The following is a 21,655-nucleotide window of genomic DNA, read 5'->3' on the forward strand; positions in this document are numbered from 1 at the left end:
GGCCCCATAAATACTCATCAGGAGGAACCCGAACATGAACATCAAGCTGATCGCGATACCGGCACTGGTCCTGTCCACCCAGATGACCGTGGCAGAGGAAATCCGCGTTCTCAACTGGCAGGGATACGGCACCGATATCGGCTGGTCTCTGGAAAGCTTCAAGGAAGCAAGCGGGCATGACGTTGTCCATGAATATTTCAACTCGGAACAGGAAATGCTGACCAAGCTGCGCACCAATCCCGGCGCCTATGACGTGGTCATGATCAATGCCGTGTTCACTGAACAAGCGAAATCCGAAGGGCTGATCGCGCCTATTGATACCTCGGAAATCGAGAACTTCGCGGACATCGCCCCTTCCTTCGCCGAGGACAGCAAGCTGGTCTATGATGGCGAAGTCTATGGCGTGCCGTGGACCTGGGGGCTGACCTCTGTCGCAGTTAACACCAACGCCTATCCCGAACCGCCTACCTCTCTGGAAACCATGTGGGACCCGGAGCGCGAGGGCCGCGTCTCTATCCGCGACGACGCGTTGGAGGCGATTCAGTTCGGCGCCCTGGCAACAGATCAGGACATCAACAATATCGCAGACATGGACGCGGTGCGCGAAAAGCTGGCCTCTCTGATGCCGCAGCTGCGCACCTTCTGGGGCAGTGAAAATGACTGGAACCAGTATATGGCCGCCGGAGAGTTCGACATTGCGACCTATTGGTCCGGCTCTGCCGCGCGTTCAATCGCGCAGGGTCTGCCGATCAGCTATGTCGTACCCGAAGAGGGCGCGATCGGCTGGCTTGACAGTCTCTCGATCCCGGAATCCTCGACCAAGAAAGAGGCCGCTGCCCAGTTCATCGACTGGATGATCGACCCGGAATTCTATGCGAAGTGGGATCAGGAAGGTGCGCCCGCATCGGCCAACAGCAAGGCAATGGAAGAACTGCCCGACGATTCGTTTAACAAGAGCGTATTGGGCGATGCCGACACGGTCGCCCGTGTACAGTTTCAGGCCCCCATCAGCGACGAAACCCGCGAGGAATATCTGAAGCTGTGGCAAACGCTGAAAGCACAGCAGTGATCCGGGGGAACCGGCGGGCATGGCAGACAATCTGACCCCGGACGACCATAAGCGGCTGTTCACATTGCTGAGCCCCGCCTATCTGTGGTTAACGGTTGCCATTTTCCTGCCACTTTCGGCGATGCTGTTCTTCAGCTTCGTCAGCGACATGCCGGGCGGGGATACCGCCTGGCATCTGACGCTGGAAAATTACCGCGAGTTCGTTTCCAATCCCACCTATTTTACGCTGTTGCGCAAGTCGCTGCTGCTGGCCACAACGGTTACGCTGATCTGCCTGCTGATCGGCTTTCCCTGCGCGCTCGTTCTGGCCAAAAGCATCAAGGGACGCTCGCGAGAGGCGCTGTTTCTGCTGGTGATCCTGCCTTTCTGGTCAAACTCTCTGGTGCGGATATTTTCATGGGCCATCGTGCTGCGTGGTAATGGCGTGCTGGAGCTTGGGCTGAACGCAGTCCTGCCCTTCGATGTGCGACTGAACCTGATGTTCACCACCACCGCGATTATTATCGGACTGGTGCACAGCTATCTGCCCTATGTGATCCTGACCAGCTATCTGGCGCTGCAGGCGATCAGCGATGATGTCATAGACGCCGCCAGGACGATGGGTGCCTCGCCCTTCACAATCTTGCGCCGTTTGCTGATCCCGCTTTCCGCCACCGGGCTGATTGCGGGCGCGACATTGGTGTTCGTGCCCATTGTCGGCTCTTTCATGGAGCCACGCATTCTGGGCGGCCGTGTCGGCACCTATTACGGAACGGTGATCGAGGATCAATTCGTCGCCGTCTATAACTGGCCGCTTGGTGCCGCGCTGTCATTCCTACTGCTTGGGGTCGTGCTGCTGATTCTTGGCCTTGCAAGCCCTGCGCTAAAGCGGGGGGCCGTGTGATGCTGCGAATGCTGGGGATATTGGGGCGCATCTGGCTGGGGCTGATCCTGTTTTTCCTTTACGCGCCCATCGTCGTGATGGCGGTGATGTCTTTCAACGCCTCGCCCTACTACCAATTGCCGTTTGAATTCTCGACCCGTTGGTATCAGGAGATGGCAGCCAACGATCAGATCATCACTGCCGCGATCCGTTCGGTCCTGATCGCCTGTGCGACGACCGTTATCGCAACCGCACTTGGCACCGCTGCATCGGTTGCCCTGTTCCGCTATGACTTCCGGGCCAAGCGTGTTTTGCAGGCGCTGCTTTTCCCGCCGATTGCAATTCCGTGGCTGATATCGGGCACCGCCATGCTGATCTTCTTCTTTTCGATCGGCATCGGACGCGGGACGCCCGCCGTGATCATCGGACATGTGGCACTTGCGCTGCCCTATGTCATTGTCACCGTCTCTGCCCGGATGAGCAGCTTTGACATCACGCTGGAAGAAGCCGCGCGCTCACTGGGCGCAAGCCAATGGACCGTCTTGCGCCGCGTCACGCTGCCCTGGATCACGCCCGGCATCATCGCTGGCGCCCTGTTCGCATTTGCGGTCAGCTTCGATCAGTTCGTCGTGTCCTATTTCCTGTCGGAACCGGGCGATACCACGCTGCCCGTGCTGATCTACACCGCCATCCGCAAGGGCTTCACGCCAGAGATCAACGCCATCTCGACCATCATTATCGTCGTTTCCATGGCCCTCGTCCTGTTCGCGACCCGCAACTCAAAGTTCGGAGGAGAAAGCTGATGTCCGCCGTCGATGTTCAGAGCGTCTCGAAAAGCTTCGGCACCGTAAAGGTTCTCGACGACATTTCTGTTCATTTCGGCGATGGGGAGCTTTTCGGTCTGCTCGGCCCGTCTGGAAGCGGCAAGACCACGCTTTTGCGACTGATCGCGGGCTTTCATTTCCCCGAGGATGGCACAATCCGGATCGGCGACCAGAATGTCGAAAATGTCCCGGTAGAGCGGCGCGATGTCGGAATGATGTTTCAAAACTATGCCCTGTTTCCGAACCTGACAGTCGCCGACAATGTCGGATTTGGCCTGCGGGTCCGCAAGGTCTCTGCCGCCGAGGAAAAGCGGCGCATCGCAGAAGCGTTGGAGCTTGTGCAGCTGGGCAATATGGCGGATCGCAAACCACGCCAACTTTCCGGCGGGCAGCAGCAGCGCGTGGCACTGGCGCGGGCCATTGTCACGAATCCGAAGGTTCTGCTTCTGGATGAACCCCTGTCCGCCCTCGACAAAAGTCTGCGCGTCGAAATGCAGTTCGAGTTGAAGCGCATTCAGCGAGAGGTCGGGATCACCACGATCTTCGTGACCCACGATCAGGAAGAGGCGCTGACCCTGTCAGACAAGATTGGCATTCTGCGGGCGGGCCGTATCGTCCAGTCCGGCCCACCCAGAGAGGTCTATGAGCGGCCAGCCAGTGCCTTTGCCGCCGGTTTTCTGGGAGAGGCAAACTGGTTACCGGAACGCCTGTATGAGGGGCTGTCACTTCCGCGCGCGGCGGATCAGATGAGTTTCGCAATTCGTCCAGAGCAAACAGATATGACCACATCGCGCCCCGACGGTCTGAACGCCGTGCAAGGCCGCCTGAAGCATCGCGTTTTTGCCGGTTCGATGGCCACCAGCCTTGTGGACGTTGCTGGCACGGAATGGAAGGTCGTCGCCCGCGACCGCGATATTCCCGACATCGCCGAAAACGGCGAGGTCTGGCTCAGCTGGGAGCCGTCGCGGACGATTGCTGTGCCCAAGGGTGACGCGCCCTGATCGGCGCTCATCGCCGCTTGCCCGGTTTGCCACCATATTCGCGCCGCACCGCTTCCGGAACCTGATCTTCGGACACGACACCGATCAGAATGCCGGTTCCGAAAGAGTTACTCCGCATGGCCTCTATCTGCTGTTCGGAGCGGGTGATCCTTTGCGCAGGCCGTCTTGCCCATTCTGACAGCCGTCGCTCCATGAGTGTGCGGACCGCCGCATGGTCGGCAGAGGGGCCAAGATCGCGCAGCTCATCGTGATCGTTGCTCAGGTCAAACAGCATCGGGCGGAAGGTTTCGGCGTGGATGTATTTCCATTCCTTGTCCCGGATCATGACCAGCCGGGCGTCCTTTGGTGCCACGCCCAAAGCCTCTGCCATCGGTGTCGGGCCATAATCATATTCAGACACCACGAATTCGCGCCAATCCTCTGGCCCTGCGCCATGCAGGAAGGGCAGAAGCGAACGCCCCTCGATAATATGGCCGGGCAACTCATCGCCCGCGAAGTCAACGAATGTCGCAGCGAGATCAATCGACTCGACCAGTTCGTCGCAGACTGTACCGCGCGCTGCATCGGCTTCGGGTGAGGGATCATAAATGATCAGGGGAATTTTTACGGAGGGATCGTGGAACAGATCCTTTTCACCCAGCCAGTGATCGCCCAGATAGTCGCCATGATCGGCGGTCAGAACGATCATGGTATCTTTCAGGCGTCCGGTTTCGTCCAGCCAGTCCAGCAGCTTCCCCAGCTGATCGTCGCATTGCGCGATCAAACCCATATAGGCGGGGATGACCTCTGCCCGGACATCGTCGCGTGAAAATGCGCGACCGATGCGGTTGTCCATGAAGGCCGCATAGACTGGATGCGGGTCCACACGTTCGGCTTCATCACGTGTGGCCGGAATCACATCCTCGGGGCCGTACATGTCATGCCACGGGGCGGGCACGATATAAGGCCAGTGCGGCTTGATATAGGAGAGATGGCACATCCACGGGCGATCATGATCGGCGGCGATGAAATCCATCGCCTGCCGGGTCAGCCACGGGGTCTCACTGTCCTCTTCAGCGATATTGGCGGCTTTGCGAGAGTTCAGTAGGAACCATCCCGACACCATGTCCTCGCCATCCAGCCCTGAATTGGCAAAGTCATGCCACGGGTTGTCACCGTCATAGCCCCTTGACTTGAGGTAATCGTTATAGGGCTGCGGACCCTTGTCATACCAACCCGCCTCGCCCTTGCCCCACAGGCCGTCATCGCGCGTGTGAATGTCGAAGCCGCATTCGGCGACACGCGCACCGATGATACTGTCGCGCGAAAGCCCCAGCCGTTCCATCCCATCCGCATCGACGCGCATATGCGTTTTGCCCACAAGAACCGCATCCATCCCCGCCTTGCGCAGATGGTCACCAAGGGTGATCTCACCGACGCGCAGCGGATAGCCGTTCCAGCTTGCGCCATGCGAATGCACATAGCGGCCGGTATAGAAACTCATCCGCGACGCGCCGCAGACCGGCGACTGGCAATAAGCGTTGGAAAACCGAACACCCATCTTCGCCAGACGATCCATATTCGGCGTCTGCATGGTCGGGTGGCCGGCGCAGGACATGTAATCATGCCGCAACTGATCGTACATGATGAACAGAATGTTGCGCGGTTCCGGCATCACGGGCCTCAGATCAGCTCAAGAATTTCATTGACAAAATCAACGTTGCTGCGAATGCTTGACAAAGTCAATGAAATCTCGTGGCTCTTGGGGGAGGGATGCGCGAAGCGATCAGCAAAACGCCAGCCCGGCAGGCGGAGCCTCAACAGGACATTCGCGATCTGCTGAGCTTTCGTCTGACGCGCTTGTCGCAGGTCAGCGACTCTGTTGGGCAGCGATGGCTCAGCCGGGATTATGGTCTGCGCCTGCTTGAGTGGCGCGTGATCGGCCTTGCCGCAGCCATGTCGCCCAAGGCGCGCTTTGCCGATGTCTCGCGTATCCTGAACGCGGATAAGGGGCAGCTTAGCCGGACCGTATCGGCCCTGGTGACAAAGGGCCTCATTTCGCAATCGCCGGACCCGTCAGATCAGCGTGGCCGGGTCCTCTCGCTGACAGGTGCGGGGCAGGACATCTATCGCCGGGTGATGCCCGAAGCTGTCCGGCGCAACGCGGAAATGGTCCGCAATCTGACAAGCAATGAGATCGCGCATTTGTTCGAGCTGCTGGAAAAGATGCAGCCAATCATGGACGAGCGCGCGAAAAACGAACCCTGACATTCGCATCTGAGGAGGAGAGAATATGAAACTTGCAACCACCCTGCTGGGCACCGCAATCGCATTGACGATGACAGCCGGTGCTGCGCTTGCCGAATGGCCCGAAAAGCCGATCCAGATCCTGATCCCATGGCCCGCACCGAATGACCCGTCGACGCTCGTGGCCACCGCTGTTGCGCCGGTCATGTCAGAAAGCCTCGGCGTTCCGGTCAAGGTGGTCAACAAGCCGGGCGGTGGTGCGGTGCTGGGCGCTGCCGAACTGGCGCAGGCGCGGCCCGATGGCTATACGCTTGGTCTGGTTTCTGTCGGGCCGATGATCACGCAGGTCGCACGCGGCAAGACGCCTTACACACTTGACGATTTTCAGGCGCTCGGCCTTGTCTGGGCAAGCCCCTTCAGCATGGCCGCGCGCGCCGATGCACCCTATTCCAACCTTCAGGAACTGGCCGAATACGCAGCCGATAACGAGGTGCGTCTGGCGCATTGGGGTATTGGCGCCGTGCCGACGCTGATCGCGATGAACTATGCCGACAAGGCCGGTTTCGAATGGCAGGAAACGGCATATGACCAGCTGAACCCGCTGCTTGTCGATCAGGGCGACGCGGATGTAATCACCTATTCGACCACCGGGCTGACGGATTACATCGAGGCCGGACAGATGAAACTTCTGGCCGCGATGGTACCCGACCGCCTGCCCGCCTTCCCCGATGTGCCCAACGTCGCCGAACAAGGCTATGGCCCCGCCTTTTCAGTGTGGTTCGGCGCGTTTGTCCCTGACGGCACCGATCCCGAGATCGTGACCAAGCTGTCCGAGGCGCTGTATGCTGCGATGGAAGACCCGGAGGTTCAGAAGGTGATCGAGAATGTCGGCGTCGTCCCTGAAACGGATGGCCCGGAAGCCGCAGAGGCGCGGATGCAGGAAGAATTGCAGACCTTCAGCGCGTTGATGACCAAGCTCGGGATCATGGAGTGAGCGCCGACGAACAGCCGCAATCGCCGGGTGAGAACCTGGCGCTTGCCCTGATCGGTCTGGTGGCCCTGATCCTGCTGGTGGCCTCGCCCTGGCTGGTCGACCGCTCTGGCCCGGATCCTTATTACAAAGGTCCGCTTATCTATCCTCAGCTGGTGCTTGCGATCATCGTTGTGGCGGCGCTGCGCCCGGCCATTCAGGCGATCCGCCATCCCACCGGCATTCGCGGCATTGATCTGATGCCGCGCCGCAGTCTGGGTGTCTTCGCCCTGATGTGCGCCTTTCCGGTCATGATCGCCGCGATCGGACTGGCTCCGGCCTGCTTGCTGGCAATGGCGTTGGGGCTGATAACCGCCCGGCAAAGCTGGCAGCGCTCGCTTATCATCGCAATCGCCGGGGCCGCCGTTCTGTGGCTGCTGTTCAAAGGCCTGCTAGACATCTGGTTCCCGCAGCCCTGGCTGCTGGACATGGTCCGGGGCTGAGCGATGGATTTTCTGACCGCAGGATTCACGGCAGCCTTCGCCCCCGGCAACCTTCTGGCACTGATTGCTGGTTCGGCGCTAGGCATCATCGTCGGCGTCCTGCCCGGACTGGGCCCGATGGTGGGCATGGTCGTCCTGCTGCCTTTTACCTTCGGGCTGGAGCCGTCAGTGGCCCTTTCCCTGCTGCTCGGCGTGTTCTGCGGCGGCTATTTCGGCGGTGCGGTTCCCGCAATCCTTCTGCGCACGCCGGGCGTTCCGTCTTCGATCGTCACCAGCTTCGACGGCTATCCGCTGACCGAAAGAGGAGAGGCGCAGACCGCCCTTTCAAGCGCGCTCGTCGGGTCACTGGCGGGTGGGCTGATCAGTGTCGTGCTGCTGATGGCACTAGCACCGCTGCTGGCTGGCATTGCACGCAGCTTCGGGCCACCGGAATATCTGTTCGCGGCGATCCTTGGCCTTGTGCTGGTCATCGTCGCCAATCGCGGCAGGCTGGCGCAGACCACGATCCTGACCGGCATCGGCATGTGGCTGGCCACGGTCGGCATCGACGGCCCGACACTGGCACCCCGCTTTACTTTCGGCTTCTGGGATTTGCAGAACGGGCTGGATCTTGTCGCACTGATCCTTGGCCTTTTCGGAATCGGTCAGGCATTGTTGCTGCTGGAACAGGGGCTGCTGAAAACCGACAATCTGAAACTTGCCGGAAACCGCCTTGGGCTGGACCATATCCGCCGCGCCTTCGGCTATCCGCGAACGCTGCTGCGTTCCGGCGTGATCGGCACATTCATCGGTTTGCTGCCCGGAACAGGAACGATGCTGGCTTCTTACCTGTCCTATGACGTGACACGACGCCGTTCGCGCAACCCGGAAAGCTTCGGTCAGGGAAATCCCGAAGGCTGTATCGCGGCAGAGGCCGCAAACAACGCCGTCCCCGCCGGTGCGATGATCCCATTGCTGACGCTTGGCATCCCCGGAGAGGCGCTGAGCGCGCTTTTGCTGGGTGTGTTCACGCTGAACGGGATCTACCCCGGCCCGCTGCTGCTGGTGAAAGAGCCGCAGCTGATTTCGACGCTTTACTGGTCAATGCTGCTGATCAACCTCATCTCTTTCGCGATGCTGGCCGTATTGCTGAGACCCTTCGCAATGGTGGTGCGCATTCCGCCTGCAATCCTGTCGGTCTGCGTGATCGTGGTTTCGCTGATCGGGATTTACGCGGTCAACAACCGGCTGTTCGATTGCGGTGTGGCGCTTGTCGCCGGGGCTTTCGGCTATTTCCTGCTGCGGGCAGGCTGGCCGGTTGTCGCGCTTGTCATGGGGATTGTCATCGGCCCGATCATCGAAAACCGCCTTCGCCAGAGCCTGAGCATGGGTGACGGAGATCTGAGCCATATCCTGACACGGCCCGTTTCTTTGGTGCTGCTGGCGGTGATTGTGCTGCTGGTTGTTTTGCCGCCGTTAAGCGACGCCGCGCGGCGAAAAAAAAGAGCGGGCCGGTAAAAACACCCGCCCGCCGGTCAGATCATTCGCTACGCCTCGCCGTCCGCAGGTTCAGGCGGCCGCAGGCTGTTCCTCCGCCGGAATGGGCGGGTTTGTTTCGGGCGGGATGGGGCAGGCGTAGGGGGAATCGGCCAGATATTCCGCATGGGCGGATTTGGCCGCCGCAATCAGCTCCGGCTTGGTCAGCGCGGCCCGCGCCGTTGCTGCCATCACCTTGGCCGCGTGAAGCATGCCCTTATGCGCCGCCGGCACCTTCCCCTGAGAAGTCTGCTGCCAGCTATGCAGCGCGGTTCCAACAGCGCAGGTCGCCACACGGGCCTGAACGGTCGGAACGGCCCAGCTGACATCGCCGACATCCGTTGACCCCATTCCGCCCATGAAGGGCCGGTCCAGCGGCGCGACGAAGTCGCACATTGCCTTGTCGTAGTCGGGCTTCATGGCGAGGCGGATGAAAGTGTCGGCGATATCCTCGCGCGTCATCGTCTTGCGGATCTCTTTCGCGAAGGCGATGTCCTGATCATCGAAGGGCACCGGGCCAAGGGCATCGAATTCAGCCTGCATCGCCTCGGAGAGCGGGCGATTTCCGACAAGGTTCGAAACCGCCGAAAACACCTTGGACGTGACCTTGGTTTCAGACATCAGCGCCGCACCTTCGGCGATGTTGCGGACACGCTCGACCAGCAGGGCCAGCCCCGCCAGATCGGGGCTGCGGATCAGCTGCCGCACGGTCGCCTTTGCCTGAACCACGTTCGGACCAATCCCGCCCGCGTCGAGATAAGCGTAATGGACCCGCGCCGCATCGGGCATATGCTCTCGCATATAGTTCACGCCGACATTCATCAGTTCGACCGAGTCCAGGGCAGAGCGGCCAAGTTCCGGCGCACCGGCAGCATGTGCGGCTTTGCCATGGAAGGTAAAGTCAATCCGCGTATTGGCCAGCGAGCGCATATCGTCCACGGCGTTGAAGCTGGCCGGATGCCATGTGATCGCGATATCCACATCGTCGAACAACCCGTCGCGCACCATATAGGTCTTGGCGGCCCCGCCCTCTTCCGCCGGGCAGCCATAATAGCGCACGGTGCCGGGCAAGCCTTCCTCTTCCAGCCAATCCTTGACGGCAGTGGCGGCAGACATGGCCGCCGCGCCAAGCAGGTTGTGACCGCAGCCGTGCCCGAAACCGTGATCGGCGATCTGCTTCGGCTCTGCCAAGCCGGGTTGCTGGGACAGGCCCGGCAGCGCGTCGTATTCGCCCAGTATGGCGATGACGGGGCCGCCTTGCCCGGCTTCGCCCATCACGGCGGTTGGAATACCCGCGATATTTTCGGTCACGCGGAAGCCCTGCTGGCGCAGCATCCCGGTATGCGCCGCGCAGGATTGCTTTTCGCCATAGGCAAGCTCTGGCGTGTCAAAGACACGGTCGGCGAGGCCGGTGAATTCCGCGGCCCTTTTTTCAACATGGGACCAGATCGGGTTGTCATTGCGCATGGCTTTCTCCTTCAGGCGGGGCGTGCGGCTCTCAGGCCGCGCGGTCATTCAAATGGCAGGCCGACATCCGCCCCGGCGCGACCTCTTTCAGCGCCGGAACTTCGATCCGGCAACGCTCATGAGCATGGGGACAGCGGGGGTGGAAATGGCAGCCTTTCGGCGGGTTCATGGGTGACGGGATCTCGCCCTCGATGGCGTGGTAGGTTTTCTTGCCCGTTTCAAAAGTCGGAATATTGGCAACCAGAGCCTGAGTGTAAGGGTGGTTCGGCCGCGCGATCAGATCCTGCGCCGTGCCGATTTCTACCAAGCGCCCCAGATACATCACCACGATCCGGTCAGAGATATGTTCGACCACGCCGAGATCGTGGCTGACAAACATATAGGTCAGGTCAAATTCCTCGCGCAGCCTGACGAACAGGTTCAGCACCTGCGCCTGAATCGACACATCAAGTGCGGCGACAGATTCGTCGCAGACCAGAAAGTCCGGCTTGACCGCAAGCGCCCGCGCGATCCCGATCCGCGCCCGCTGACCGCCGGAAAACTGGTGCGGGTATCGCTTGCCGGTGCTGGGGTCCAGCCCAACCTGTTGCAGAATGTCGTCGACATAGCCGGGTACATCGCGGCGCGGCACGATCCCGTGGACCCGCGGTGCCTCACCGACAATGTCGCGCACGCGCGAACGCGGGTTCAGGGATGACATCGGGTCCTGAAAAATCATCTGGATCTTCAGCGCGGCTTCTTTTGCAGCGGCACCTTTCAATGTCGCCACGTCCTGCCCGCGATAAAGAATGCGTCCCTCTGATGGTGCATTCAGGCCGGCGACCATCCGGCCAAGCGTGGATTTCCCGCAGCCGGATTCGCCGACAAGGCCCAGAATTTCGCCGCGCCGTATATCGAGGCTGACATCATCAACGGCATGAACGGTGACAGGGTGCAGGTCAGCACCCAGCTTGCGTGCCGCGCGCTCAGCAACGTCCAGCTCTTTCGTGAAGCGCTTCGAGACGCCGTCGATCTGCAGGATTGGGTCTTGAGTCACGAGGCAGGCACCCCCTCGACAGTTTCGTCATGCGGATGGAAGCACCGCACCATGCGATCCGGTCCGGCGGGGCTTAGCGAGGGCTCTGCCTGACAGGCTGCGTCGGCGCGCGGGCAGCGGGGCCGGAACTTGCATCCATCGGGCAGGTTCAGAAGCGAGGGCGTCGCCCCCTTGATCTGATTCAGCATCGCCCCGTGCTGCTTGCCATGCGGCACGCTTTCGATCAGGCCGCGCGTATAAGGGTGGCGGGGCTTTGCGATGACCTCTGCCGTTGGTCCCTCTTCGATGATGCGGCCCGCATACATGACCGCCAGCCGGTCGGCGAGGCCCGAGACAACGGCAAGATCGTGGGTGATCCAGATCAGCGCCGTGCCGGATTTGGCACAAAGCTGCTGAACCTCGGACAGGATCTGCGCCTGAATGGTCACATCCAGTGCCGTTGTCGGTTCATCCGCGATCACCAGATCAGGTTTGTGCAGCAGCGCAATCGCAATCGCCACCCGCTGCCGCATCCCGCCAGAGAACTGATGCGGATAGCTTTGCAGCCGCTCATCGGGCGACGAGATGCCAACCTGCACCAAAGCCTCGCGCGCGCGGTGAAGGGCCTCTGCCCGCGATACGTTTTCATGGGCGCGCACGGTTTCGATCATCTGGGTGTCGATGCGCAGAACCGGGTTCAGCGTCATCATCGGGTCCTGAAAGATCATCGCGATGCGCTTGCCACGCAGTTTGCGCATCAGTGCGTCACCGCCTGCGATCAGATCGTCGCCGTTAAACAGGATCTGCCCGCCCGCGATCCGGCCCGGCTGGTCCACAAGCCCCAGGATCGAAAAGCCCGTCACCGACTTGCCGGAGCCGGATTCACCGACAAGCCCCAGTATCTGCCCCTTCTCCAGCGAAAAGCTGACCCCATCGACAGCCTTCGCCACCCCGTCGCGGGTGAAGAAATGCGTTTGCAGATCTTTGACTTCCAGCAATGCGGTCATTTCTGCAACCTCGGGTTAAGAACATCGCGCAGCCGGTCGCCGACCAGGTTGATGGCGATGATCGTCACGACAAGCGCGATGCCGGGGAACAGGCTGATCCAGTAGCGGCCGGACAGCAGATAGTCGTAGCCATTGGCGATCAGCAGCCCAAGCGAGGGCTCGGTGATCGGCACACCGACGCCAAGGAAGGACAGCGTCGCCTCTAGCGCGATAGCCTGCGCGATCTGCACGGTGGCCACCACGATCAGCGGCGGGATGCAATTGGGCAGCAGATGCCGGAACATGATGCGGCGGTTGGAAAAGGCGAGGCATCGTGCGGCATCGATATAGTCCTTCTGCCGCTCGACAATGGCAGAACTGCGCACGGTGCGGGCGTAATAGGCCCATTGCACGATCACAAGCGCCATGATGACCTTGTCCACCCCGCGTCCCAGAAGCGCCAGCAGGATCAGCGCAATCAGGATAGCGGGGAAAGACAGTTGCAGGTCCACGATGCGCATGATGAAGCTGTCGATCCTGCCGCCGAAATAGGCCGCCGTCACCCCGACAATCGTGCCAATGGTGATCGCCAGTGCCAATGAGGTCAGCGCAACCATCAGGCTGATCCGCAGGCCATACATGATTGCCGACAACATATCGCGGCCCTGCAGGTCGGTGCCCAGCCAATAGGTCAAATCGGTGCCCATGCTGGCCTCGCCCGGTGGCAGGCCGCTGTCCATGATGTTGAGTTGGGCGAGATCATAGGGGTTCTGCGGCGCAATCCACGGGGCGGCAATCGCGATCAGGGCGACCAGCAGGAACAGGATCAGGCCGATAACCGCGACCGGGTCCTCGACAAATTCCTTCGCGATGCGCACGAAGGGCGTTTCGACGTGGGCGGGAGCGGGGGCGGGGGTGTTTGTGGCGGCCTCTGTCATCCCTTCATCTCCGACAGGCGGATGCGCGGATCGAGAAGAGAGTAGATCACGTCGACCACGAAATTGATGGTCACGATGATCAGAACCGTCAGCATCAGATAGGCGACGATCACCGGGCGATCCAGCAGGTTGATGCTGTCGATCAGCAGCTTGCCCATGCCGGGCCATGCAAAGACAGTTTCCGTCACGATGGCAAAAGCCACCATCGACCCAAGCTCCAGCCCGATGATGGTGACGACGGGGATCATGATGTTCTTCAGAATATGCACCAGCACCACACGGCGATCCGACAGCCCCTTCGCACGTGCGAATTTGATATAGTCCTGCAACGCAACCTCTCGCGTGTTGGCGCGGGCAAGCCTGATGATCAGCGACATCTTGAATAGCGCGAGGTTCACCGCCGGCAGGATCAGATGGGACAGCCCGTCCCATGTCAGAAAGCTGACCTGCATCCCCAGAAATTCGGTCGTCTCGCCGCGCCCGCCTGCCGGCAGCCAGCCGAGCAGAACCGCAAAGACGAGGATCAGCAGCATCCCCTGCCAGAAGTTCGGCAGCGAAAAGCCAAGGATCGAACCGGCCATGATCGTCCGGCCCGCGATGCTGTTCGGGCGCAGGCCGGCCCAGACACCCAGCGGAACCCCGATACCCACCGACAGAAACAGCGCGACAAAGGCCAGTTCCATCGTCGCCGGCAGCCGGTCCAGAATGATTTCAAGCGCCGGGCGGCCATAGACAAAAGACGTGCCCAGATCGCCCTGCAGCGCATTGACAACGAAAATGCCGAATTGCTGATAAAGCGGCTTGTCCAGACCCAGCCGCTCTGTCGTGGCGGCAATGTCGGCCTGCGTCGCTTCGGGGTTGATCAGAACATCGACCGGGTTGCCGATGAAATAAACACCAATGAACACCAGCACCGCCATCGCGATGACGGCAAGGATGCTCTGTCCCAGTCGGCGGACGAGATAGACGATCATGGGGCGGTCCTTCTGACCCTGGCAAGCTGCTGGGAACCGGCACCCCGTCCGCGCGGGATGCCGGTCAGGTTGTTTACTCGGCCGCCTTTTTGACCTCGGTTGCCATCGTGTACTGATCCACGCGCGGCTCATAGGTCAGGTCGGATTTCATCGCCCAGACAGTCTGTTCGTAATGCAGGGGAATGATGCCGAAATCGTCGAGGACCATCGTTTCAGCCTGCTGCAACATCTCGTCACGCTTGGCATCGTCGATGGTCGCCATCGCCTCCAGCAGGATCGCATCCATTTCCGGGTTGGAATAGCGGCCCGCATTGGTCGGCCCCATCCCGGTATTGGCATCATAGGTCGCCACCAGAGATTTCAGCGGAGACGACATATCGCCCGAGGAAGCGCCCCACCCGGCCATATAGATCGGGAATTCCAGTGCATTCCGACGAGAGAAGAACTGGCTGGCCGTGCTTGCATCTACCTTGGTCTGGATGCCGATCTGGGTCATCATCTGCGCGACAGCCTGCGCGACCTGTTCATCGTTGATGTAGCGATCATTGGGCGTGCCAAGCGTGATCGAGAAGCCATCCGGATAGCCAGCCTCTGCCAGCAGTTCCTTGGCGCGTTCCGGATCATAGGGATCGACCGCGCGGCCAGAGGTGCCGAACATCGGCGGCGGCAGCAACTCGCCCGCTGCCTGTGCGTAACCACCCATGATCCGTTCAGTGATACCTTCACGGTTGATTGACAGCGAAATCGCCTCGCGGACGCGGGCGTCCAGCAGCGGGTTTTCGTCGGCGCCTTCGATGCCCGGTGCATCTTCGACCTGCTGCATATGCAGGTAGATGATCCGGTTCGACAGGGCATCGACGACCGAGAAGCCGCCTTCCTCGATCCGCGGAATGTCCTGAATGGGCGGCGATTCGATCATATCCACGTCGCCGGCCAGCAGTGCTGCAACGCGGGGGCCATCACTGGTGATCGGGCGCATGACGACGCGTTCCCATTCCGGGGTGCCATCCCAGTATTCATCAAAGCGCGTTACGACCAGTTCCGACCCGCGCGTATAGGTGTCCAGCTTATATGGCCCGGTGCCAATCGCGATATCGGGTGAATTGAACGCCGGAGCCTGCGGCACGTCTCCCATACCCTCGCAAGTTCCTTCGGGGCCATAGGTCACGGTATCCTCGGCACCCAGGGCATCGGCGGAAACGATGGCAAGGCTCCACAGATCGGTGGGCAGCAGCGGATTGGTCGCGGTCGTGGTGATGGTCAGCGTATGATCGTCTTCGGCCTGCATATCGGCGATGCCGCCGGTGAAGATCGTATAGGCAGAGGGCGAATTCTCAACCAGAGGAACACGGCAATAGGAATAGATCACATCGCGCGCGGTAAAGTCGCTGCCATTGTGAAACTTCACCCCTTCGCGCAGCTTGAAGCGCCAGGTGGTGTCGTCAACCGCCTCCCAGCTTTCGGCAAGGCCGGGGGTGACTTTCTGCACGGCGTCCTGCGTGGTCAGCGCCTCGAAGATGTTCTTCGACACCTGAATATTTGTAGAAAGCTGGTGAAATTGCGGGTCCATCGAAGTCGCCTCGGACTTCAGGCCGATTGTCAGCTCTTGCGCGAATGCCGGGCTGACACCGGCGGCGACAATCCCGGCCACAATCGGTGCGGTCAGTCTTTTCATGGTCATCTCCTTCCTGTTGATCTGAATGAGCCTGTTCCCGAGGTTGATCCCCGATGGTGCAATCCGGCTTGGCGACCACGGTATTATGCGATAACCATAAGTCAACCATGAAAGATTATGATTTTTCTGCATAGGCTGTGATGCGATCCCGAATAGCCGACGAACAACGAAATCGCCACGCAGGCATCACCCTTCGCGAGCTGGAGGTTTTGCAGGCTCTGATCGCGGCGGGCACATCCATCAGCGCAGCCCGTCGGCTTGGCATTTCGCAATCGGCGGTCAGCCGCAGGCTTTCGCAGCTTGAGGACCGGATCGGCTCACAGCTGTTCACGCGAACCGGTGGCCGGCTGACACCGACGGTCGAGGCCTTGTCGATCAACGAAAAACTTGCCCCGATATTCGAAACACTCGCCCAGATCGTCAACGCGGCGGATGAAACGAAACAGGCCAATGCGGGCACGATATCCATCGTCGCACCGCCAACCATTGCCCACAGGTTTCTGCCGCCGCGCATCGCCGCCTTCCGCAAGCAAAACCCTGCGCTGCAAATTGCTTTCGACGTTCTGGCCAGTGACAGTATGCTGACCGGGATTGCCGAGGGGCGCTATGACATCGGGCTGAGCGACAGCAACATCGCGCATGAGGGCATCACCAGCGAATTGCTGCTGGAAACTCAGGCAATCTGCATTCTGCCGCAGGGGCATCATCTGGCGTCCTATGACGTGATCCGGCCAGAGGACCTGCATGATGAGCAGTTCGTTGCCCTGTCGCGGCGACATTCCAGCCGCGCGAAGATCGACCGCCTGTTTGATCATGCCGGAATCCGCATGCAACCCGTGATCGAAACATCGACGAATGTGTCATTGGTGGAATTCGTGCGAGAGGGGCTGGGGGTGTCGCTGCTGAACCCGTTTCCGATGATTCACCAGATCGGAGATCAGATTGCCGTGCGTCCCTTTTTGCCCGCTGTAAGCTACAGCACCAATTTCCTGACACCCGCAAGCCGCGCCCCTTCGGCGGTGACGCAGGCGTTCATTCAGTATATACACGGCAGCCTTGATCGCGATGCCTATCCGGGCACCGCAATTAAGCCTTGAGCCCGCGGTTCGGACGGTAAAATTATTCTACCTGAAAAACGTAGTACGGCTGCGTGTTACCGGACGGAATATACCGGCTGAAACGGCTTGAGAAGTGATCCCGTCAACGCCGTTGGTTCAGAAAGAACGGGCGAAAAATGAAAAGACTGAAACGGATGGCGGCGAACCTGAGAGTCGGTCAGTAGCTATTGCATCGGTAGCGTCAAGAAGCTTTGGCACATTTGTTCACGCGACGACGGCTCCTTTGGTTTGATCGGCGAATAGCGGGGTCATGTTCATATATTTCCGCGTCGACCATTGGTGCCGGCGATGTGCCTCAGCCTGGCCGCGGCCAGGTTGAGGCAGGATTTTCCATCTGGGAAGGCACCGACAACACGGGTGCGACGCCGGATTTCTTTCATCATCCGCGCCAGCGGGTTGTTGGTCCGCAGCTTGATCCAGTGGCAGTCTGGAGTTCGCGCCGGTCCGCGCAGCGGCAAAGCTTCTGGGGGGACGGTTTGAGGCAAGAACGGGCGGAGCCCGGTAGAAGGTCAGGGTCTCGTGACCATGCCCTTCCGGCAGATCCGCCGCTTTGGACAGCCTCATGGCGCGCGGGTTGGCGATGACAGCAGCCATCTTTTCGGATGCTGTCCTGTGATCCTCCTGCGCGTGGATGGCCACTCACGCATCTTTGCAATGTCGCGGACCTTGCCAGCGGGCACGAGGCTGAAGACGTTGCGGTAGAAATGCACGACGCTAACACTGCCACCCGGCATCGGGCAGGAACTCGGATGCGCTTTCGACAAGGCCACGGCAGGCGTCCGAAACGATCGGCAGATAGAATACAACTGATTTGGATTGTGCTGTTTCGCTTATTGACCAACCTCCATCACGCTGTTGGGCGTGGCGGTAATCGTGTTTTTTCATAAGTGTGGTTCCAGGCAATCCTATTGCCATGATGCTGCCTCCCGGTGCAACGGAGGCGGACATCGCCCGGCGGGCTGCGCTTTATGGGCTCGACAAATCACTTCATACGCAGTTCCTGATCTGGGGCAGGGGGTCACGGCGATTGCGGCAGCTCTATCACGACACGACAACCGGTTCATCCTAAATCCGATCCACCAGATGCCGGGAGTAAACACCCTAACGAGCCCGTCATACGAGTGATTTCTGCCTTTCGGGTCTGACACGCAGGCACCAGTGCCCACAGCAAAAGAACAACTTGACTCAAAATAGTTTGTTAAGACAAAGTGCCTGAAAGACGAAATGTAGCTATCTTTTCGAACTGCAGGGAGTGCTGAAGATGGGCCGGCCGAATATCATCCTGATCTTGAACGACGACATGGGATACTCGGACATCGGTTGCTACGGCGGAGAGGTGGAGACACCCAACCTTGACAGTCTTGCGGCCAGCGGATTGCGTTACTCTCAGTTTTACAATACCGCCCGTTGCTCTCCCTCACGCGCGTCGCTGATGACGGGGCTGCATCCGCACCAGACGGGGATCGGTATTCTGACCTATGATACCGGGCCAGAGGGCTATGTCGGCAATCTGGTGCAAGGCTGCGCGACAATACCCGAGGTGCTGAAATCGCGCGGGTATCGCAGCTATATGTCGGGCAAGTGGCATGTCGCCGCTGACCTGGACAAGCCCAACGGCGCATGGCCGGTGGAACGTGGGTTTGACGAATTCTACGGCACGATCATCGGGGCGGGCAGTTTCTACTACCCGAACACGCTGACCCGCGGGAACGAAAACGTCGAGCATGAGCCGGTCGATGACCCGTCCTTCTTCTATACCGACGCGATCTCCGATCAGGCGGCGCGCTTTGTTCAGGATCATGCGCAGCGGGACGATGACGCGCCGTTCTTCATGTATGTCGCCTATACCGCGCCGCACTGGCCCTTGCATGCGCATGAGGAGGATATCGCCAAATACAAGGGGCGTTTCGATGCCGGTTGGGACAGGCTGCGCGAGGAAAGACTGGCTCGGTTGGTAAAGGCTGGCCTGATCGATAAATCCTGGCAACTGACAGACCGCGATCCGTCTCAGCCGCCGTTCGAGGAGGCGGCGGAGAAGGAATGGCTGACCCGGCTGATGGAGGTCTATGCCGCGCAGATCGACCGAATGGATCAGGGGATTGGCCGCATTCTTGACGCGTTGGACGATACCGGCCAGCGGGACAATACGATTGTCATCTTCCTGTCCGACAATGGCGGCTGCGCCGAGGATATTCCGCAGGGGGTCGAACCCAAGCAGCTGGTCGAGGATCTGCGCATTGCACAATACGAAACCCGCGACGGCAGGCCGGTTCACATCGGCAACGATCCCTCTGTCATGCCGGGCGCCGAGGATACCTATCAAAGCTATGGTATCCCTTGGGCGAACCTGTCGAATACGCCGTTCCGTCTGTATAAGCATTTCACGCATGAGGGCGGCATCTCTACCCCTCTGATCGTGCATTGGCCCGGCAAAGTAGAGGCGGGTGGTATTCGCCATCGTCCCGGACAATTGCCGGATATCATGGCGACGATCCTTGATATTACTGGCGCTGACTATCCGACCGAACGTGCGGGCAATGCGGTTCCGCCCTGCGAAGGGGTCAGCCTGATGGACAGCTTCGCGCAGGATATGCCGCGCGGCGAACCCTTGTTCTGGGAACATGAGGGCAATGCTGCGATGCGCGATGGCGACTGGAAGCTGGTGCGGCGCTATCCGGGCGCGTGGGAGCTGTATGATATGGCCGCCGATCGCACTGAAATGCACGACCTTGCATCGCGCCATCCCGATCGGGTCGCACGCATGGCCGCCGCCTGGGATGAATGGGCGGAACGCTGCGGGGTCATCCCGCGCGAGAAGATACTGGAAATGATGAAGGCAATGAATGTGGATGCGTTCTGGGAAGAGGACGCCTGACCCGGAAAAGGGCAATTGCAAAGGGGGAGGAAAGACATGATGAAGATGACAAAACGCGTGCTGCTTGGCAGCGCGGCAGCCTTGGCGCTGAGTGGTGCCGCTTGGGCGCAGGATACGATGACCTTGCGGCTGGCCAATGTTCTGGCACCGACCGACGTGACCGCCGCCGGTGTCGACAAGTTCGCCGAACTGGTCGATCAGAAATCCGAGGGCCGCGTGAAGGTAGAGGTCTTCCACGGCGGGCAGCTTGGCTCTGGCGTGGAGACATTCGAAGCGGTCAAGAACGGCAACCTCGATTTCGCCGCCGACAGCTTCGCCAATCTGGCCACGATCACCCCGGCGTTTGAGGTGTTTCACTTCCCCTTCCTGTTCGAAAGCCGCTCTCAATTGCTGAATGCGATGGAAAGCGAGGCGGTGCAGGAAAGGGTCAACGAAGAGCTGGCACCGACCAATCTGCGTTGGTTCACAACCTTCGAAATCGGCGGCCCGCGTGAGGTCGGCACGTCGAACAAGAAGATCGAAACCGCCGAGGATCTGGCCGGGATGAAGTTCCGGGCGTCGCGTTCGCCGCTGGAGATCGGCAGCCATGAGGCCTGGGGTGCGGCCGGTGTGACGGTCGACTGGCCTCAGACGCCAGAGGCGGTGCGCATGGGCATGGTCGACGGGCTGACCGTTCCCTATGCCAGCTTCTATTCTGCCAAGTTTCACGAAGGCGGGCTTATCAAATATATGCTGGATCTGAACTTCCAGAACTATGCCTCTGTCGTGGTGGTCAACGCCGAGAAATATGCAGCACTGCCCGAGGATGTTCGCAGCGTTCTGGAAGAAGCGGCGCAGGAAGCCCATGAATGGCATGTCGAATATGTTGCCGACTATGTCACGCAGAACGTCGCCGACATGAAGGAAGCCGGGGTCGAAATCTACAGTCTGCCTGACGAGGAATACCAAAAGGTCAAGGACATGACGATCGACAGTGTCTGGGGCAAGTTTGTCGGCCAGCCCGGCATGGAGCAGGACAAGATCGACCTCATCCAATCCGAAGCCGGTGAGATCGGCGATGGCGGATGGGGCTATTCTGTCGAATAGGGAAGGTGTCTATGGCAAGGTCTGAACTTCACGCGTTATTGCGTTCGATCCAACATAGTCTCTATGTAAGCGTCCGTGCCGTTTGTGTGGCCTTGCTGGCACTGATCGTCATTTCGATCAGTGCCGCCGTCCTCGCACGGTTCGTCATTTTCACACCACTCAACTTCGCCGATCCGCTGTCGAAATATCTGATGCAGTGGATGGCGTTTCTTGGGCTGGGCATGGCGATGTGCCGCTCGGAACATGTTGTCGTAAGCGCCTTTTCCGACCGGCTGTCGGTGCCTGCGCGTAAAAGGCTTGGGCTGGTCATATGCCTTCTGGTCGCGGCGCTGTTTGTCGTAATCCTGATCTATGGCTGGCAGTATGCGATATCGGGCTGGAACTCTTCCGATCCGTTCGTCTTTGGCGTTCCCATGATCGTGCCTTACCTGTCCGTTCCGGCGGGTGCGCTTTACGCGCTGATCCAGTCTCTGCTGAGCGCGGGTATCATTCTGACCGGCAGAGATGACGAAGATCCGCTGCCACATGCTGCCACACAGGGAATCTAAGAC

19 protein-coding genes and 2 pseudogenes are annotated in these 21,655 nt (G+C 60.0%); 13 read left to right on the top strand and 8 right to left on the bottom strand.

The annotated features are described in order from the left end of the window. Positions 1 to 34: 34 nt before the first annotated feature. Genes PAF20_RS16810 through PAF20_RS16825 form a run of 4 tightly spaced genes read left to right on the top strand, consistent with a single transcriptional unit; the run spans position 35 to position 3,756 of the window. Positions 35 to 1,069 carry an ABC transporter substrate-binding protein gene (locus PAF20_RS16810; protein WP_271073472.1) on the top strand — a complete coding sequence of 345 codons (1,035 nt, stop codon included), beginning with the start codon at positions 35 to 37 and terminating at the stop codon, positions 1,067 to 1,069. A gap of 19 nt (positions 1,070 to 1,088) precedes the next feature. Continuing rightward, on the top strand, positions 1,089 to 1,952 hold the full coding sequence (locus tag PAF20_RS16815; RefSeq protein WP_271073473.1) for an ABC transporter permease: 864 nt from the start codon (positions 1,089 to 1,091) through the stop codon (positions 1,950 to 1,952). Beyond that, positions 1,952 to 2,734, top strand: a complete 783-nt coding sequence (locus PAF20_RS16820) for an ABC transporter permease (RefSeq protein ID WP_271073474.1) — start codon at positions 1,952 to 1,954, stop codon at positions 2,732 to 2,734. The genes PAF20_RS16815 and PAF20_RS16820 overlap by 1 nt, the downstream gene beginning before the upstream one ends. Beyond that, positions 2,734 to 3,756 (top strand): ABC transporter ATP-binding protein, encoded by a 1,023-nt coding sequence (locus PAF20_RS16825; RefSeq protein ID WP_271073475.1) that lies wholly within the window; start codon positions 2,734 to 2,736, stop codon positions 3,754 to 3,756. The genes PAF20_RS16820 and PAF20_RS16825 overlap by 1 nt, the downstream gene beginning before the upstream one ends. 7 nt (positions 3,757 to 3,763) lie before the next feature. Here PAF20_RS16825 and PAF20_RS16830 read toward each other — a convergent pair whose 3' ends face one another. Then, the gene (locus PAF20_RS16830) at positions 3,764 to 5,410 is read right to left on the bottom strand and encodes an alkaline phosphatase family protein (RefSeq protein ID WP_271073476.1); all 1,647 of its coding nucleotides are present in this window, start codon (positions 5,408 to 5,410) and stop codon (positions 3,764 to 3,766) included. A 98-nt stretch (positions 5,411 to 5,508) separates the two neighbouring features. Between PAF20_RS16830 and PAF20_RS16835 the strand changes: the two genes are divergently transcribed. From PAF20_RS16835 to PAF20_RS16850, 4 genes are read left to right on the top strand one after another with little or no spacing between them, the layout of a single operon-like run. Further along, the gene (locus tag PAF20_RS16835; protein WP_271073477.1) at positions 5,509 to 6,003 is read left to right on the top strand and encodes a MarR family winged helix-turn-helix transcriptional regulator; all 495 of its coding nucleotides are present in this window, start codon (positions 5,509 to 5,511) and stop codon (positions 6,001 to 6,003) included. 25 nt (positions 6,004 to 6,028) lie between these two features. Then, on the top strand, positions 6,029 to 6,976 hold the full coding sequence (locus tag PAF20_RS16840; protein ID WP_271073478.1) for a tripartite tricarboxylate transporter substrate binding protein: 948 nt from the start codon (positions 6,029 to 6,031) through the stop codon (positions 6,974 to 6,976). Then, positions 6,973 to 7,455, top strand: coding sequence for a tripartite tricarboxylate transporter TctB family protein (locus PAF20_RS16845; RefSeq protein ID WP_271073479.1), 483 nt, complete (start codon positions 6,973 to 6,975; stop codon positions 7,453 to 7,455). Before PAF20_RS16840 ends, PAF20_RS16845 begins: the two co-directional genes overlap by 4 nt. Before the next feature lie 3 nt (positions 7,456 to 7,458). After that, a complete protein-coding gene (locus tag PAF20_RS16850; RefSeq protein ID WP_271073480.1) occupies positions 7,459 to 8,952 on the top strand; it encodes a tripartite tricarboxylate transporter permease in 1,494 nt (497 codons plus the stop codon). A gap of 51 nt (positions 8,953 to 9,003) precedes the next feature. Here the strand turns inward: PAF20_RS16850 and PAF20_RS16855 are convergent, their stop codons facing one another. The 6 genes from PAF20_RS16855 to PAF20_RS16880 all read right to left on the bottom strand — a co-directional run bounded on the left by PAF20_RS16855 (position 9,004) and on the right by PAF20_RS16880 (position 16,025). Next, positions 9,004 to 10,437, bottom strand: coding sequence for a M20 family metallopeptidase (locus PAF20_RS16855; protein WP_271073481.1), 1,434 nt, complete (start codon positions 10,435 to 10,437; stop codon positions 9,004 to 9,006). Between the two features lie 31 nt (positions 10,438 to 10,468). Beyond that, on the bottom strand, positions 10,469 to 11,473 hold the full coding sequence (locus tag PAF20_RS16860; RefSeq protein ID WP_271073482.1) for an ABC transporter ATP-binding protein: 1,005 nt from the start codon (positions 11,471 to 11,473) through the stop codon (positions 10,469 to 10,471). Beyond that, the gene (locus PAF20_RS16865; RefSeq protein WP_271073483.1) at positions 11,470 to 12,459 is read right to left on the bottom strand and encodes an ABC transporter ATP-binding protein; all 990 of its coding nucleotides are present in this window, start codon (positions 12,457 to 12,459) and stop codon (positions 11,470 to 11,472) included. The genes PAF20_RS16860 and PAF20_RS16865 overlap by 4 nt, the downstream gene beginning before the upstream one ends. Further along, entirely contained in the window at positions 12,456 to 13,376 is a 921-nt protein-coding gene (locus PAF20_RS16870; RefSeq protein WP_271073484.1) for an ABC transporter permease, read from the bottom strand. The genes PAF20_RS16865 and PAF20_RS16870 overlap by 4 nt, the downstream gene beginning before the upstream one ends. Further along, positions 13,373 to 14,350 carry an ABC transporter permease gene (locus PAF20_RS16875; protein ID WP_271073485.1) on the bottom strand — a complete coding sequence of 326 codons (978 nt, stop codon included), beginning with the start codon at positions 14,348 to 14,350 and terminating at the stop codon, positions 13,373 to 13,375. The genes PAF20_RS16870 and PAF20_RS16875 overlap by 4 nt, the downstream gene beginning before the upstream one ends. A 73-nt stretch (positions 14,351 to 14,423) precedes the next feature. Next, entirely contained in the window at positions 14,424 to 16,025 is a 1,602-nt protein-coding gene (locus PAF20_RS16880) for an ABC transporter substrate-binding protein (protein WP_271073486.1), read from the bottom strand. Between the two features lie 140 nt (positions 16,026 to 16,165). On the opposite strand from PAF20_RS16880, the gene PAF20_RS16885 reads away from it, so the two are divergent. Next, the gene (locus tag PAF20_RS16885) at positions 16,166 to 17,122 is read left to right on the top strand and encodes a LysR substrate-binding domain-containing protein (RefSeq protein ID WP_271073487.1); all 957 of its coding nucleotides are present in this window, start codon (positions 16,166 to 16,168) and stop codon (positions 17,120 to 17,122) included. Positions 17,123 to 17,347: 225 nt separating this feature from the next. Here the strand turns inward: PAF20_RS16885 and PAF20_RS18960 are convergent. Further along, positions 17,348 to 17,574: pseudogene (locus PAF20_RS18960) on the bottom strand (transposase); the annotation flags it as partial. Positions 17,575 to 17,943: 369 nt separating this feature from the next. On the opposite strand from PAF20_RS18960, the pseudogene PAF20_RS16895 reads away from it, so the two are divergent. From PAF20_RS16895 to PAF20_RS16910, 4 genes and pseudogenes are all read left to right on the top strand, one after another. Next, positions 17,944 to 18,204, top strand: a pseudogene (locus tag PAF20_RS16895) (ABC transporter permease); the annotation flags it as partial. A 200-nt stretch (positions 18,205 to 18,404) separates the two neighbouring features. Further along, positions 18,405 to 20,018 (top strand): arylsulfatase, encoded by a 1,614-nt coding sequence (locus PAF20_RS16900; protein WP_271073488.1) that lies wholly within the window; start codon positions 18,405 to 18,407, stop codon positions 20,016 to 20,018. A gap of 36 nt (positions 20,019 to 20,054) precedes the next feature. Beyond that, positions 20,055 to 21,104, top strand: a complete 1,050-nt coding sequence (locus tag PAF20_RS16905) for a TRAP transporter substrate-binding protein (RefSeq protein WP_271073489.1) — start codon at positions 20,055 to 20,057, stop codon at positions 21,102 to 21,104. An 11-nt stretch (positions 21,105 to 21,115) separates the two neighbouring features. Next, a complete protein-coding gene (locus PAF20_RS16910; RefSeq protein ID WP_271073490.1) occupies positions 21,116 to 21,652 on the top strand; it encodes a TRAP transporter small permease in 537 nt (178 codons plus the stop codon). Positions 21,653 to 21,655 lie beyond the last annotated feature (3 nt).

This window comes from Paracoccus albus, assembly GCF_027913035.1.
Lineage (GTDB): Bacteria > Pseudomonadota > Alphaproteobacteria > Rhodobacterales > Rhodobacteraceae > Paracoccus > Paracoccus albus.

What these genes read in the sequence shown, in the direction of transcription:
- PAF20_RS16810 (WP_271073472.1), top strand. Translation starts at nt 35, where the DNA reads ATGAACATCAAGCTGATCGCGATACCGGCACTGGTCCTGTCCACCCAG.
- PAF20_RS16815 (WP_271073473.1), top strand. Translation starts at nt 1,089, where the DNA reads ATGGCAGACAATCTGACCCCGGACGACCATAAGCGGCTGTTCACATTG.
- PAF20_RS16820 (WP_271073474.1), top strand. Translation starts at nt 1,952, where the DNA reads ATGCTGCGAATGCTGGGGATATTGGGGCGCATCTGGCTGGGGCTGATC.
- PAF20_RS16825 (WP_271073475.1), top strand. Translation starts at nt 2,734, where the DNA reads ATGTCCGCCGTCGATGTTCAGAGCGTCTCGAAAAGCTTCGGCACCGTA.
- PAF20_RS16830 (WP_271073476.1), bottom strand. Translation starts at nt 5,410, where the DNA reads ATGCCGGAACCGCGCAACATTCTGTTCATCATGTACGATCAGTTGCGG.
- PAF20_RS16835 (WP_271073477.1), top strand. Translation starts at nt 5,509, where the DNA reads ATGCGCGAAGCGATCAGCAAAACGCCAGCCCGGCAGGCGGAGCCTCAA.
- PAF20_RS16840 (WP_271073478.1), top strand. Translation starts at nt 6,029, where the DNA reads ATGAAACTTGCAACCACCCTGCTGGGCACCGCAATCGCATTGACGATG.
- PAF20_RS16850 (WP_271073480.1), top strand. Translation starts at nt 7,459, where the DNA reads ATGGATTTTCTGACCGCAGGATTCACGGCAGCCTTCGCCCCCGGCAAC.
- PAF20_RS16855 (WP_271073481.1), bottom strand. Translation starts at nt 10,437, where the DNA reads ATGCGCAATGACAACCCGATCTGGTCCCATGTTGAAAAAAGGGCCGCG.
- PAF20_RS16865 (WP_271073483.1), bottom strand. Translation starts at nt 12,459, where the DNA reads ATGACCGCATTGCTGGAAGTCAAAGATCTGCAAACGCATTTCTTCACC.
- PAF20_RS16870 (WP_271073484.1), bottom strand. Translation starts at nt 13,376, where the DNA reads ATGACAGAGGCCGCCACAAACACCCCCGCCCCCGCTCCCGCCCACGTC.
- PAF20_RS16875 (WP_271073485.1), bottom strand. Translation starts at nt 14,350, where the DNA reads ATGATCGTCTATCTCGTCCGCCGACTGGGACAGAGCATCCTTGCCGTC.
- PAF20_RS16880 (WP_271073486.1), bottom strand. Translation starts at nt 16,025, where the DNA reads ATGAAAAGACTGACCGCACCGATTGTGGCCGGGATTGTCGCCGCCGGT.
- PAF20_RS16885 (WP_271073487.1), top strand. Translation starts at nt 16,166, where the DNA reads ATGCGATCCCGAATAGCCGACGAACAACGAAATCGCCACGCAGGCATC.
- PAF20_RS16900 (WP_271073488.1), top strand. Translation starts at nt 18,405, where the DNA reads ATGGGCCGGCCGAATATCATCCTGATCTTGAACGACGACATGGGATAC.
- PAF20_RS16905 (WP_271073489.1), top strand. Translation starts at nt 20,055, where the DNA reads ATGATGAAGATGACAAAACGCGTGCTGCTTGGCAGCGCGGCAGCCTTG.
- PAF20_RS16910 (WP_271073490.1), top strand. Translation starts at nt 21,116, where the DNA reads ATGGCAAGGTCTGAACTTCACGCGTTATTGCGTTCGATCCAACATAGT.